General features: G+C 72.2%; 11 protein-coding genes. 7 read left to right on the forward strand and 4 right to left on the reverse strand.

All coding sequences use genetic code 11. The features are described 5' to 3' along the window. Positions 1–182: 182 nt before the first annotated feature. Genes ABD385_RS16685 through ABD385_RS16715 form a run of 7 tightly spaced genes read left to right on the forward strand, consistent with a single transcriptional unit; the run spans position 183 to position 8,582 of the window. A complete protein-coding gene (locus ABD385_RS16685) occupies positions 183–1,118 on the forward strand; it encodes a polyprenyl synthetase family protein (RefSeq protein ID WP_344576421.1) in 936 nt (311 codons plus the stop codon). Positions 1,119–1,122: 4 nt separating this feature from the next. Beyond that, positions 1,123–2,217, forward strand: a complete 1,095-nt coding sequence (locus tag ABD385_RS16690) for a Rieske 2Fe-2S domain-containing protein (RefSeq protein WP_344576423.1) — start codon at positions 1,123–1,125, stop codon at positions 2,215–2,217. After that, positions 2,214–3,275 carry a Rieske 2Fe-2S domain-containing protein gene (locus ABD385_RS16695; protein WP_344576427.1) on the forward strand — a complete coding sequence of 354 codons (1,062 nt, stop codon included), beginning with the start codon at positions 2,214–2,216 and terminating at the stop codon, positions 3,273–3,275. The genes ABD385_RS16690 and ABD385_RS16695 overlap by 4 nt, the downstream gene beginning before the upstream one ends. After that, positions 3,272–4,321, forward strand: coding sequence for a Rieske 2Fe-2S domain-containing protein (locus ABD385_RS16700; RefSeq protein ID WP_344576429.1), 1,050 nt, complete (start codon positions 3,272–3,274; stop codon positions 4,319–4,321). The genes ABD385_RS16695 and ABD385_RS16700 overlap by 4 nt, the downstream gene beginning before the upstream one ends. After that, a complete protein-coding gene (locus ABD385_RS16705) occupies positions 4,314–6,956 on the forward strand; it encodes a PEP/pyruvate-binding domain-containing protein (RefSeq protein WP_344576432.1) in 2,643 nt (880 codons plus the stop codon). Before ABD385_RS16700 ends, ABD385_RS16705 begins: the two co-directional genes overlap by 8 nt. Positions 6,957–6,969: 13 nt before the next feature. Further along, the gene (locus tag ABD385_RS16710) at positions 6,970–7,578 is read left to right on the forward strand and encodes a hypothetical protein (RefSeq protein WP_344576433.1); all 609 of its coding nucleotides are present in this window, start codon (positions 6,970–6,972) and stop codon (positions 7,576–7,578) included. Further along, positions 7,575–8,582 carry a lysylphosphatidylglycerol synthase transmembrane domain-containing protein gene (locus ABD385_RS16715; protein ID WP_344576435.1) on the forward strand — a complete coding sequence of 336 codons (1,008 nt, stop codon included), beginning with the start codon at positions 7,575–7,577 and terminating at the stop codon, positions 8,580–8,582. The genes ABD385_RS16710 and ABD385_RS16715 overlap by 4 nt, the downstream gene beginning before the upstream one ends. Before the next feature lie 47 nt (positions 8,583–8,629). Here ABD385_RS16715 and ABD385_RS16720 read toward each other — a convergent pair whose 3' ends face one another. The 4 genes from ABD385_RS16720 to ABD385_RS16735 form a co-directional block, all read right to left on the reverse strand. Further along, on the reverse strand, positions 8,630–9,826 hold the full coding sequence (locus tag ABD385_RS16720; RefSeq protein ID WP_344576437.1) for a molybdopterin molybdotransferase MoeA: 1,197 nt from the start codon (positions 9,824–9,826) through the stop codon (positions 8,630–8,632). 161 nt (positions 9,827–9,987) lie between these two features. Further along, positions 9,988–10,407, reverse strand: coding sequence for a TOBE domain-containing protein (locus ABD385_RS16725; RefSeq protein ID WP_344576439.1), 420 nt, complete (start codon positions 10,405–10,407; stop codon positions 9,988–9,990). 449 nt (positions 10,408–10,856) lie between these two features. Further along, positions 10,857–11,561, reverse strand: coding sequence for a M24 family metallopeptidase (locus ABD385_RS16730; protein WP_344576444.1), 705 nt, complete (start codon positions 11,559–11,561; stop codon positions 10,857–10,859). Between the two features lie 18 nt (positions 11,562–11,579). Beyond that, positions 11,580–12,356, reverse strand: coding sequence for a class I SAM-dependent methyltransferase (locus ABD385_RS16735; RefSeq protein WP_344576447.1), 777 nt, complete (start codon positions 12,354–12,356; stop codon positions 11,580–11,582). Positions 12,357–12,509 lie beyond the last annotated feature (153 nt).

Here is a 12,509-nt window from a genome sequence, read left to right on the forward strand (position 1 = left end):
CCGGTGGCTGAAAAGTGCGTTCAGCGGGCGCCCTCGGGTGAAGCAAGGGGCCACTGGGGGAGCCGTTCTCGCCTGCGATGACGGAATGGCGTACGGCGTGCTTCAAAAGATCATCGAGGCTGCGGCCGGTCGGCTGGTTCGCACCGTAGATCTCCGGAATTGGAGGGTGGTACGTTGCGGCCATGGGGGACATCGATATAGCGAACGATACAGTCAGCGCCGATGTCGTGGCGAAGTTCGACCTCCCGGCATATCTGCATTCGCAACAGGCGATTGTTGCGAGTCATCTGGAAAGCGCGCTCGAACCTCGATATCCCGAGAGGCTCTTCGAGTCGATGTGGTATTCCCTGTCCTCGGACGGGAAACGGTTACGGCCCATCCTCTGCCTGGCGGGCTGTTCCCTGAGCGGCGGCGATCCGGAGTTGGCGATCCCCACCGCGTGCGCCCTGGAGATGCTGCACGTCGCGTCACTGATCCACGACGACCTGCCCGCGATGGACGACGACGACTACCGGCGGGGCAAGCCCGCGAACCACAAGGTGTTCGGGGAGGGCATCGCCCTGCTCGCCGGCGACGCCCTGCTCGCGTACGCACTGGAGTTCATCCTGCTCAACACACGCCAGGTGCCCGCCGAACGACTCCTGCGCGTGATGCACACGCTGATCAACCGGGTCGGGATCTCCGGACTCGTCGGCGGCCAGGCCGTGGACATCGAGTGCGAGGGCCGCGAGGACATCGACCTGGAGACCGTGGAGTTCATCCACACCCGCAAGACCGGCTCGCTGATCGACGCGGCCATGGTGACCGGAGCCACCCTCGCCGGCGCCGACGACGACACGATCGCCCGGCTCTCCCGGTACGCGCGCAAGGTCGGCGTCGCCTTCCAGATCGTCGACGACGTCCTCGACGTGATCGGGACCCGCCAGGAACTCGGCAAGACGCCGAACAAGGACGAGAAGTCCCGCAAGGCCACGTATCCCAGGCTGTTCGGCGTCGACGGGTCCATGCAACGCGCCCGTGAACTCGTCGACTCGGCCAAGAAGGAGATCGCTCCGTTCGGTCAGCCGGCGGTTCCGCTGCTGGCGATGGCCGAGTTCGTCTGCACCCGCACGAGCTGACCACATGACTACCTCGCAGGACCACATGAGTACCGGACTGCCTCCGAACCCCAACGGCCTCAATCTCGCGGCGAGTTGGTACGTCGCGCTCGCATCGCGGGAGCTGGGTCCCCGCCCGCGCGCCGTCGAACTGTTCGGCGAGCCGCTGGTTGCCTGGCGCGACGGCGCCGGTCGGCCGGTGGTGATGCCCCGCTTCTGCCCGCACATGGGGGCGAGCCTCGCGCTCGGCCGGGTCGTCGACGGCGCCCTGCGCTGCCCGTTCCACCACTGGCGCTTCGACGCGTCGGGGACGTGCGTGGCGATCCCGGGCGTCGACCGGATCCCGAGCACCGCCCGCCGGACCCCGTACCCCACGGTCGAGCGCTACGGCTACGTCTGGGTCTGGTACGGCGGCCCGGACCCGGAGTTCGTGCTGCCGGACTTCCCGGCGATGGAGGAGGACCGCGGCGACTACGTGGGCTTCCGCTTCTCGGACCGGACCACCGGCACGGCCCGCCAGCTGCTGGAGAACGCCATCGACTACTTCCACTTCATGGCGTTGCACGGCATGTCGCTGGACCCGGTGGCGTTCCGGCAACTGCACGACCAGGCGCACGCCCGGGACAACGGGCCGCCGATCGCCGACGACGCCTGGTTCGGCGTGGAGGTCGACGGCACCCTGCGGACCTGGAGCCTTGGGGAGAACCCGGTCCGGTGGGTGCACCAGATGGTCACCACCTTCGGCTCGGGACCCCACTTCCGGCTCCTGATCGACGGATGGCCCGGCGGCCAGCGCTTCACCACGTACATCGAGGGAGAAGAGATCTCCAAGGTGCTGATGGGCATCACGCCGACCGGCGAGTACCGGACCGTCCAGCGGGGCTGGGCCGGCGTGCGGAAATCCAACAAACACTGGAAGACCTTCCTGTACTCCCTCCTCTTCTACGCGCAGAACCGTGGCGGCACGGCACAGGACATCCCCATCTACAACACCACCGCGACCGGACGGCCCAGCACCTACGTCCGGTACGACAACGTCCTGATCAAGTACCGCAGGTACTACCAGTCGTGGGTGGACCGGGCCGCCCCCGCCCCGACACTGCCCGGGGAGACGACATGACGGGCGATCCGGCTCCGCAGGCACGGCCGACGCCGACCGCCGTGCCCGAACTGGCCGCCGGCTGGTACGTCGCGCTGCCGTCCACGGCGCTCGCCAAGCCGCGGGCGCTCGACCTGTTCGGCCGCGAACTCGTTGCCTGGCGCGACGGCGCGGGCCGTGCCGTCGTCATGCCCCGCTACTGCCCGCACCTCAGCGCGAGCCTGGCGCTGGGCAAGGTGGTCGACGGCCACCTGCGCTGCCGGTTCCACCACTGGCGCTTCGACGGGTCGGGCACCTGCACCCGGGTCCCCGGCGCACGGCGCATCCCGGAGACCGCGCACCGCAGGACGTACCCGGTCATCGAGCGGTACGGGTTCGTCTGGGCGTGGTACGGCGGCGACGAACCGATGTACCCGCTGCCGGACTTCCCGGCACTCGAATCGCAGCGCGACCGCTACGCGACGTACCGCTTCTCCCACACGACCCCGGCCTCCCCCCGGCGGGTGCTGGAGAACGCCTTCGACTTCTCGCACTTCACCACCCTGCACGGCGTGAAGTCGGCCCGGTCCCTGGACCTGACCATGCTCACCGACCCCGCGGCCGCGGCCGAGAACGGCCCACCCATCGACGCCGAGGTGTGGGCGGGCGCGCGGCTCGCCTCGCGGGAGCTGCAACTGCCCCGCGCGCTGACGGCCCTGGGCATCGAGGGGAAGAGCTTCGCCCTCCTCGTGGACGGATGGACCGGCGGCCAACGGCTGACGTTCTTCCTCGACGGCAAGGTCGTCGCGAAGGAACTCCTCGGCATCACACCCGTCTCCCGCGGCCGGACCGTCTTCCAGGGTTGGTCGCTCGTGCGCCGATCGGGCCGCGTCTGGCGGGACGCACCGACCTACCTCGCGTACCGGGCCCAACACCTGCTCGGCACCCGGGAGGACCTCATGATCTACCGGCACGCCCAGGAGACGCACTCCGGGGTACCGGTCAAAAACGACCACGGCGTGCTCAAGTTCCGCAAGCTCTACCAGACCTGGGTGGAGCGTGCGCAGCGCGCCGAGCACGACGGGACGGCACGGACATGACACCCCACACGACCGCGGCGGACGCCCACGTGCCCGCCGGCCTCAACCTCCCGGCGAGCTGGTACGTTGCCTTCCCCGCCGGCCAGTTGGCGAAGCGGCCCCGGGCGCTCAAGCTGTTCGGCGAGCCGCTGGTTGCCTGGCGCGACGGCACGGGCCGACCGGTGGTGATGCCGCGCCACTGCCCGCACATGGGAGCCAGCCTGGCCGACGGCACCGTCGTCGACGGCAACCTGCGCTGCCCCTTCCACCACTGGCGCTTCGACCGCTCCGGGACCTGCGTCGACCTCCCGGGAACGGCGCGGATCCCGTCGAAGGCACGCCTGCGGCCGTACCCGACGGTGGAACGCTACGGCTACGTATGGGCCTGGTACGGCAGCGAGGAACCCCTGTTCCCGCTGCCCGAGATGCCGTCGCTCGACGAGGACCGGCCGGGCCACCGCAGGTTCCGGCTCGCCGACAGCACCGGGGCGACGGTCCGGCGCATCCTGGAGAACACCTACGACCCCGACCACCTCGTCGCGCTCCACGGACTTCAGGTCGCGGGGCCGTGCGGACTGCGGATGCTCACCGACCAGCAGCAGACACGGGACCACGGCCCGCCCATCGACCCGGAGGCATGGTTGGGCGCCGAACTGACGTGGCCCGGCTACACCGGCAAACTCGGCGCGGTCACCAGGCTGCTGGGGACCAACGCCGACGAGTTCGTCCTGCGGGTCGACGGCTGGCCCGCAGGCCAGCGGATCTCCTACTGGGCCGACGGGGTCCCGCAGTACCGGCTGCTGCTGGCCACCACACCGATCGCACCCAACCGGACGATCCAGCACATCACCGCGGCCGTCCTCACGACCGGCCGCCGCTGGCGGGACCTGCGGCACTACCTGGCGAACCGGCTGGAGATCACCTTCGCCTCCCACCAGGACCTGCCGGTCTTCAACACCATGGAACCCGGCGACCGCCACGGCATCTACCTCGAACGCGACCGGGGCGTGCTGAGGTTCCGCAAGCACTACCAACAGTGGGTGGACCGGGTGGCCGACCATGCCTGACGTCGTGATGCTGCGAGACCTGCGGGCGGACGACGCCACCCGGGCGGGCGCGAAGGCCGCGAACCTCGGCGAGCTGATGTCCGCGGGACTGCCCGTCCCCGACGGCTTCTGCCTGCCGATCTCCGTGTACCGGACCACGACGGCGGCCGTACTCGGGCCACCGCTCGACGCCCTCACCGCGCGGCTCGCCGCCGGCGCCACGGACGGCGAAATCGAGGACTGCGCCCGCCTGCTGCGCAAGACGATCCTGACGGTGGACCTCGCCCAGCCGCTGCTGGACGCGATGGCACGGGCGTACCGGGCCGTCCGCCCGGACGGCGGCGGGGTCGCCGTCCGCTCCTCGGGCACGTCCGAGGACTCCGCGACCGCGAGTTTCGCCGGGCAGTACCACACCGAACTCGCCGTGGGATCCCCCGAGCACGTCGTGACCGCGGTCAGACGCTGCTGGGCCTCCCTGTGGCAGGTCCACGCGATCCGCTACCGGGAGCGCCAAGGGCTCCCGCACGCGGCGGCCGGCATGGCGGTCGTCGTCCAGGCCCTGGTGCCCGCGGAGTCGGCCGGCGTGATGTTCACCGTCGACCCGCGCACCACCACCGCCACCGACGGGGCGGGCGATCCGCCCCCCGCCGGACGGACCGTCATCGAGTCGAGCTGGGGCTACGGCGAGGCGGTGGTCGGCGGCCTCGTCACCCCGGACCGCTTCGAGGTGTCCCGTGCCGACGCACGTGTCGTGAGCACGCAGCTCGCGCACAAGGCGCGGATGGTCGTACCCGCGGACGCAGCCGGCGAAGGAGAAGGGGAAGGAGCAGGGGAAGGAGAAGGAGCGGGAGCCGAAGCCCCCATCGGCACCGCCGTCGTCGACGTGCCGCCCGACCGGCAGGACGCGGCCTCGCTCACCGCGGAGCAGGCCGTCGCACTCGCCGGGTACGGCCGCACGATAGAGGCGCACTTCGGCCGCCCCCAGGACGTGGAGTGGGCGGTCCACGCGGACCGGATCGCGATCCTCCAGGCACGGCCCCTGACGGACCGGGCACCGGCGCGGACCGCGCCGACCCCCGTGCGCTGGCAGAGTCCGGTCGACGGGGCGTGGTGGGCGCGGATCAGCATCTGCGACTCCTGGCTGCCGGAGCCGCTGTCCCCGCTCTTCGCCACCACACTCTTCCCCTGCCTGGTCGCGCACTGGTCACAGAACTGGGCCGGGCCCGCGGCCGAGCAGCTCACCAACCCGTTGCTGCCCAAGCCGATGTCCGGCACCATCAACGGCTTCGCCTACCTGCGCCTCGACTACCCCATGAACAAGTACCCGCTCAGGACGGTGAAACTGGCGCTCAACTGCTACCGGTTCCACCTCGGTCCGCTGGAGCGGCGCTGGCGCACGGTGATCCTGCCGCGGCACGTCGCGCGGCTTGAGGCGATGCGCCGCAAGGACCTGACCCAACTGGCCACCGACGACCTCCTCCGCCTCATAGCCGAGGCGCAGGAACTGAGCGGCACGTACTGGGCCATCCTCGGCGGTCTCGCCTGGTACTGGAACATCGGCGAATGGCTCCTGGCCACCGCCTACCCCCACATCGCCAAGCCGCTGAAGGACGCCGGAGCCGAAGTCCCGGGCCACGGAGCCCTGTTGCAGGGCTTCCCGAGCAAGACCTCGGAGACCACCTTCGCCCTCCACGACCTCGCGCGCGCCGAACGGGACGACGACGAGGCGGAGCGCACCTTCGAGACGTTCCTCGCGCGGTACGGCCATCAGGTCTACCACCTCGACTTCGTCGAGCCCACGCCCGCCGAGGACCCGTCGACGTTCCGCACCACCATCGCGGCGTACCGCGACGGCCGGGCCGCCGACCCGCGTGAGCGGATGCGTTCCCTGGCCCGCCGCCGCACCTCCGCACGGGCCCAGATGGAGGCGGCACTGCGCCCCTTCCCGCTCCGGCGCGGCGCCCTCGCCGCCCTGCTCAGCTGGAACCGCCGCTACGGACAGGTCCGTGACCAGGCGCTCTTCCACTTCACCCGCGGCTGGCCGATCATGCGGCGCGCCTACCTGGAACTGGGGCGCAGGCTCACCACGGCCGGCGGGCTGCGCTCCCCGGACGACGTCTTCTTCCTCACCGGCGACGAACTGCACGGCGAACTCAGGACGATCGGCCGCGGACAGCCCCCGAAGACCTGGGACGACGTGGTGGACCGGCGGCGCGCACGCCGCGAGGAGCAGAGGCTCCTCAGCCCGCCCCCGCAGGTTCCGGCGGAAGCCCGGATCTTCATGGGCAAGGTGGACGTCACCTCGGTCGCCCTCGTCGGACACCAGGCCAAGGCCGAGGAGGGCGCGGGGCTGCACGGCTCACCGGTCAGCCCGGGCCGCGTGACGGCCCCCGCCCGCCGCGTCTTCTCGGTGCGCGACTTCCCGACGTTCCAGGCCGGCGACGTACTGGTCGCGCCCTACATCACCCCGGCCTGGTCACCCCTGCTGGCCATCGCCGGCGGGGTCGTCACCGACACCGGCGGCGCGCTGTCGCACGGCTCCATCGTGGCGCGGGAGTACGGAATCCCCGCCGTCATGGGCACGAACAACGCCACCAAGCTGATCCAGGACGGCCAGCTCGTCACCGTCGACGGCGACGTCGGCCGGGTCTACTGACGGGGGGACGAAGGTGCCGACGCGAGGACCGCTCGCCGCATGGAATCCGGGGCTCGACGACACGGTGACGCTGCGCACCGTCTACGACGCGATGCCGGGTGACGACTCCGCGGCGATCCCCTGGTACGTCAGGCTCCTGGAAAACCCGGCCAGCCCGGTCGCGCTGCCGGGTGCCGTCGACCTGTTGGGGCACGACTGCATCCACATCCTGCTCGGCCGCGGCACGCTCCCGCCGGACGAGGCGTTCGTGGTCGGCTTCACCATGGGCGCCAGCGGAGCCCTGGGCGCCTGGCAGGAGAAGGTCTTCGCCCTGGGCGCCCGCCACCTGTACCGCGGCGGATTCCGGTTCTCCCGCACCGACCTGGAGGTGTTCCGCACCGCCGTCGACTTCGCCAGGGACACCGGGATCAGGCCCCTGCACACGCTGCCGTGGCGGGACCTCATGCACCACAGCCTCGGCCGGCTCCGCGCGTCGGTGGGCATCGACACCCGTGCCCTGGTCGCGGCCTACGCGCGCGAGCGCGCCCGCTGGCCGGCCGCCGCGGCCTCGCGTCGGCTCCCGCGCAGCGCGTCGCCGGTCACCGCGGGCGATCCGGACGGCCGTCTCGGGCCCGACCGGTGAACGACCGCAGGAGCCGGGCGAAGCGCGCGGCCGGCATCGCGTTCCGCGTCCTGAACGTCGCGGCGATCGGCGGAGCGCTGTGGTGGTTCGTGCGGGGCATCGACGTGGCGGCCCTGGGCCGGGCCCTCGAACGGGCCACGCCGTGGCTGCTCGTGGTGGCGCTCCTGCTGAACGTGTTCAGCCAGTACGTCAGCGCCGAAGGCTGGCGCATCATGTTGGGTTCCCGGCACCCGGTTCCCCGGGGGCGACTGCTGCGCTACGAGTTCTCGGCACAGGCCGCTTCGGCCATCAGCCCGGGACGGGCCGGCGAGTTGATCCGCCTGTGGTTCCTCAAGCGGGACGACGTCCCCGTCGCCACCACGGGCGCCCTCATCTGGCTGGAGAAGCTGTTCGGCGCCCTCGGGCTGGCCATCTTGGTGACGCCGGTGCCGTGGCTCCTCGACGGCGTCCCCGGCGTGGTGAGCGGCTGCATCGCGGTGTTCGCGGCCTTCATGGTCGTGCAGTTGGGCGTGCTGATCGTCATCGCGCGCCGCGGCAGGACCGAGCGGCTGCCGAAGTTCCTCGGCGGCGTGGTCGGCGGCATGTACTCCCTGCGGGAACCGCGGCGGGTCGTCGCGATGCTCGGGGTGATGCTGGTGGGCGAGGCGGCCGACGTCGCGGGTGCGGCGGTCGTGCTCCACGCGCTCGGGATCCGCCTGCCGGTCGCCGCCGCGATCCTCACCTTGTTCCTGATCGACTTCGCCAACATGCTGCCGGTCGCCCCCGGACACTTCGGCACCTTCGAGGTCGGCGCCCTCTACGCGCTCAACCTCATGCACGTACTGCCCAGCTCCGCGCTGGCGTTCGCCCTCCTCTTCCACGTGCAGCAGAACCTGCCGCAGGTCGTCGTCGGCCTCCCCCTCGAACTGCCGCTGCTCGTCGGCCGCCGACGCCTGCGCGAGGTCGCCGACACCCCGGCGGAGCGCGGACCCGAGCCCGTCGAACACAGCCCGCCGGACCGCTGACCCGCCCACACCGCCGGCGCCCCGCCCCACTGGTGCGCCGGCTCCGATCAGCCGAACGTCAGGACCAGGGGTGCCGGGCCGCCGTCGGCCCAGTCGGGAGCGAGGGCGGCAAGCGCGTCACCCATGGCGGCGCCGTGGAGGAACGCGGAACCGTGACCGCCGACGATCCTGGCCCCGGCGCTGTCCCAGGCGACGGGCACCAGCCGGGTCCGCCCACGGGCGGGCCGCACCGGCCCCCACACGGGGACGTGCGGCAGGGCGGGCAACGGCCGACCGGACAGACCGGTGAGCAACGGGCCGAGCAGGGTGTGGGCGGCGACCAGGGCCGCGTAGGGATTCCCCGGCAGCCCCACCACCCAGCGCCCGTCCGGGAGTTGGGCGAGCACCATCGGGTGCCCCGGGCGGCAGGCGACCGTGTCGACGACCCGCCGCGCTCCCGCGTCGTCGAGCAGCCGACGCAGCTGGTCCGTGACGCCGACGGAGGTGGAGCCCGCCACCACCACGACGTCGACGTCGTGCCACCCCTGAACGGCCGCGGCCAGCCCTCCCGCCGGCCGGTCGGGGACGTGCCGCACCCCGCAGCTCCGGCCGCCGAGTTCGGCGATCAGAGCGGGCAGCGCCGGTCCGAGGGCGTCGCGCACCCGCCCGGGGCGGGGGATGCCCGACTGGTCCAGTTCGTCCCCGGTGACCAGTGCTCCGACGCGCGGGCCGGCGTGCACCGGCAGGGTGTCGTGGCCGCCGGATGCGGCCAGGCCGAGTAGCGCGGGCCCGATCCTGGTCCCCGCGGGGGCGAGACGGTGGCCCGCCGGGGCGTCCTCGCCGGCCTTGCGGACGTGCCGGCCCGGTGGCGGCAGGGGGCCGGCCACGCTGCCGTCGGCGCCGACCGCGGCGGATTCCAACGGCAGCACGGCGCGGGCCCCCGCCGGTAGGCGAGCCCCGGTGGAAATCTCCACGCACTCTCCCGCGTTGAGCGTGTCCGCCCAGGTCCCACCGGCCCGGAGCGCCGCGCGTACGCGCCAGGGGCCGCGGCCCGCCACGGCGTACCCGTCCATGGCGGCGGTGTCGAACGCCGGCAGCGGGTGCCGGGCGCGGAGGTCACCGGCCAGCGTCAGCCCGGCGGCCGCCCGCAGCGGCACCGTACGGGCCGGGGACGGCCGTGCCGCGCCGTGCGCCAGCACGCGGGCGTGCGTCCAGGGCACCGCCGTGGGCGGCGCCGGCGGGGAGGTGGCGGTCGCGGGAAACATGAACACCACTGTCGGGCCGGGGCGTTTCCGGCTCCTGGCCGGTGGATTGCCGTTGCGCTCCGCTCTGCTCACGGCGCACGGCTGGTGGGTGTGAGCCCGGGCGCCGCACCGAGGGCCGCGCACCTCTGCGGTACGCGGCCCTCGGCGGGGGGGGGGGATGCTCAGGCGGCGGCGAGGGAGATCTCGGTGGACTTGATGAGGGCCACGACGGCGGTGCCGGAGGCCAGCCCGAGTTCCTCGACGGCGTCCTTGGTGATCGCGGCGGTCAGCCCACCGCCCTCGACGGCGACGTTGACCGCGCCCATGGCGCCACCGGTGGAGACGTCGGTGACGGTGCCCGCGAGCTGGTTGCGGATGGAGATGCCCTCGACCGGGCGGGTCGCGAGGGCGACCTCGGTGGACTTCACCAGCGCCGTGACGGCGGACCCCTCGGCCAGGCCCAGGTCCTTCACCGCGTCAGTGGTGATCGCGGCGGTGATGTCCTGGCCACCGGCCAGACGGACCTTCACCGACGCCATGGCCTCGCCGGCGGTGACGGAGAGGACCGTGCCGGCAATTTGGTTGCGGATGGACAGGCTCATGAAAACACGCCTCACAAAGTCGGAAACGAATCGGCAAGCACTTCCACGACGTGCGTCACGGCCGACAATACCGGATGGAAAACCCGGCCCGGAGTTCCCGTTACGCATTCGCCAGCCAAATGGGCGCAACTCCGTGGCGCATTCCAGGAGCACCCCGCGACGTCCTGGCTCGCCTCGACATCAGCCCATCTGAACTGGGGTTTTGTGTCTTCTTGACGAGGCTGCAAGGTCCCGCGAGGAAATGCTGGGAAATTGCAGATGCGGGCCTGTCGGTACTTCGGTCCTGGCAAATAAGACACCGATCCAGCCGGCTGATGCATATGTGCACGCGCCCCGGATGGGGAAACCGGAGAAGGTTTCCGTCCTACCCGCTCGCCGTGATCATTCCGGCCGGCCCGGCGACCGCCCGGTACCGCTCGTCGCGACCGGTCCGCTGCCGACGGCCGACCTCACACCAGGTCCAGCAGCTGCTTGTACGAGCCGCCGAAGCCGTGGTGTTCGTCGATCAGGTGGATCTCCAGGATCCAGTGGGCCCGCCATCCGCCCTGGACCGTGCGGCGCAGGGGCCGGTCGTTGCCCGGAGCGAGGTACGCGTCGGCCGGCGTGCCGGGGGCGTTCGGGGCCGACGGCGTGCCGACCAGGCGACCGGCGTGCCAACCGCCCAGCGCCCAGCCCGCCTTGGCGGCCTGCGCCTTGACCTCGGCGTGGAGCTGGCCGGCGGTGAGGGCGGAGTCCGCGTGGAACGCCTCGCGACCGGCGGCGAACACCTTCGGCAGGTCCTCGTGGAGGCGCTTGTTGGCCGGATCGTCGCCGAGGACCACGGTCCGCGCGAAGTCCGTCTCGGACGCGCCGAGCAGCGGCCCCAGGTCGACGACGGCGAGGTCGTCCTCCCCGATGACGCGGTCCGGCCGCTCCTCCCCGTACGGGAGGGCGGCGTGGGGGCCGGAGCGGACGATGCACCCGCGGTGGCGCGGGGCCGTACCGAACCGCTCTCCCGCCAGCTGCCCGATCCGGTCGCCCGCCGCGCGTTCACTGCGGCCCGGCGCCACCAGACCGCGGGCCACGACCTCCGTGAACAGGGCCTGGGCCGTCCGCTGCGCCTCCACCAACCCCAGGGCCCGAAGCTGTTCGTCCATCCGGTCGGGTACTGCCATCGTGCGTTCCTCTTCCTCTCACCGGGTCGCGCGCACGATCACGAGCGACCCGTCGTACGTCGGCTGACCGCGCAGGTGGCCGAACTCCTCGTCCCAGGCACCGCTGTCCAGGTCACGGCGCAGGGACGTGTCGAAGTGCTCGCGGACCCGGTCGTCGACGAAGCTCCAGGCCGAACACGCCTGGCGGGCCGCCGGGTCGAGCAGCATCTCGGGGCGCCCGTAGTACGCCTCGTTGAACCCGTCGGTGCAGTCCAACGGGATGGGCACGGTCTGCACGGTGCCGGTGCCGCCCAGGGCGGCGGTCACGTCCGCGAGGGGCGGGTAGCGGCGGGACTCGGTGTCCAGGACCTCGGGCGCGTACCGGTACAGCCAGAAGTCCCGGACCAGGGTGGGATCGCAGGTCAGGACGACCACCGGCCCGCGGGTCACGCGCCGCAGCTCGCGCAGTCCCAACCGGGCGTCCGACCACTGGTGGACGCTGAACAGCGTCATCGCCGCGTCGAACTCGCCGTCGGCGAAGGGCAGGTGCTCGGCGACGGCGTCGATCGCCCGGGTGAGCCGCGCGTGCCGTTGGGCACGCATCGACTCCGAGGGCTCGACCGCCGTCACGGTGTGCCCCGCGCTCTCGTACGACCCGGCGCCGGCGCCGACGTTGAGGACGGTCCGCGAGTCGCCCAGGGCCTCGGCGACGAACCGGGCGATGCGCTCGTCGGGCCGACGGTAGGACGAGTGGTCGGTGCCGACGGTCCCGTGGTGGACGTCGCCGGCACTGCCGTCCGTGGTGCGTGTCGTCATGTGGTCTTGCCTCGCCTCGTGAGCAGGGTCAGGGGTGGGGCCCGCGAACCGCCGGTTGTGCCGGCCGGGCCGCGGGGCGCATGCGGGAGCTACGACCGGAGCGGGAAGCGTCGCCGTCCGTCGGCGGCCCGCGCGGGGGCGGTCGGCTGGTGA

The sequence above is a fragment of the Streptomyces lunalinharesii genome, assembly GCF_039532155.1.
Taxonomy (GTDB): domain Bacteria; phylum Actinomycetota; class Actinomycetes; order Streptomycetales; family Streptomycetaceae; genus Streptomyces; species Streptomyces lunalinharesii.

Bases quoted from the DNA above. Each gene is read 5' to 3' on its own strand.
- ABD385_RS16725 (WP_344576439.1), bottom strand. From the start codon at position 10,407: ATGAGCCTGTCCATCCGCAACCAAATTGCCGGCACGGTCCTCTCCGTC.
- ABD385_RS16690 (WP_344576423.1), top strand. From the start codon at position 1,123: ATGACTACCTCGCAGGACCACATGAGTACCGGACTGCCTCCGAACCCC.
- ABD385_RS16705 (WP_344576432.1), top strand. From the start codon at position 4,314: ATGCCTGACGTCGTGATGCTGCGAGACCTGCGGGCGGACGACGCCACC.
- ABD385_RS16700 (WP_344576429.1), top strand. From the start codon at position 3,272: ATGACACCCCACACGACCGCGGCGGACGCCCACGTGCCCGCCGGCCTC.
- ABD385_RS16730 (WP_344576444.1), bottom strand. From the start codon at position 11,561: ATGGCAGTACCCGACCGGATGGACGAACAGCTTCGGGCCCTGGGGTTG.
- ABD385_RS16735 (WP_344576447.1), bottom strand. From the start codon at position 12,356: ATGACGACACGCACCACGGACGGCAGTGCCGGCGACGTCCACCACGGG.
- ABD385_RS16695 (WP_344576427.1), top strand. From the start codon at position 2,214: ATGACGGGCGATCCGGCTCCGCAGGCACGGCCGACGCCGACCGCCGTG.
- ABD385_RS16685 (WP_344576421.1), top strand. From the start codon at position 183: ATGGGGGACATCGATATAGCGAACGATACAGTCAGCGCCGATGTCGTG.
- ABD385_RS16720 (WP_344576437.1), bottom strand. From the start codon at position 9,826: ATGTTTCCCGCGACCGCCACCTCCCCGCCGGCGCCGCCCACGGCGGTG.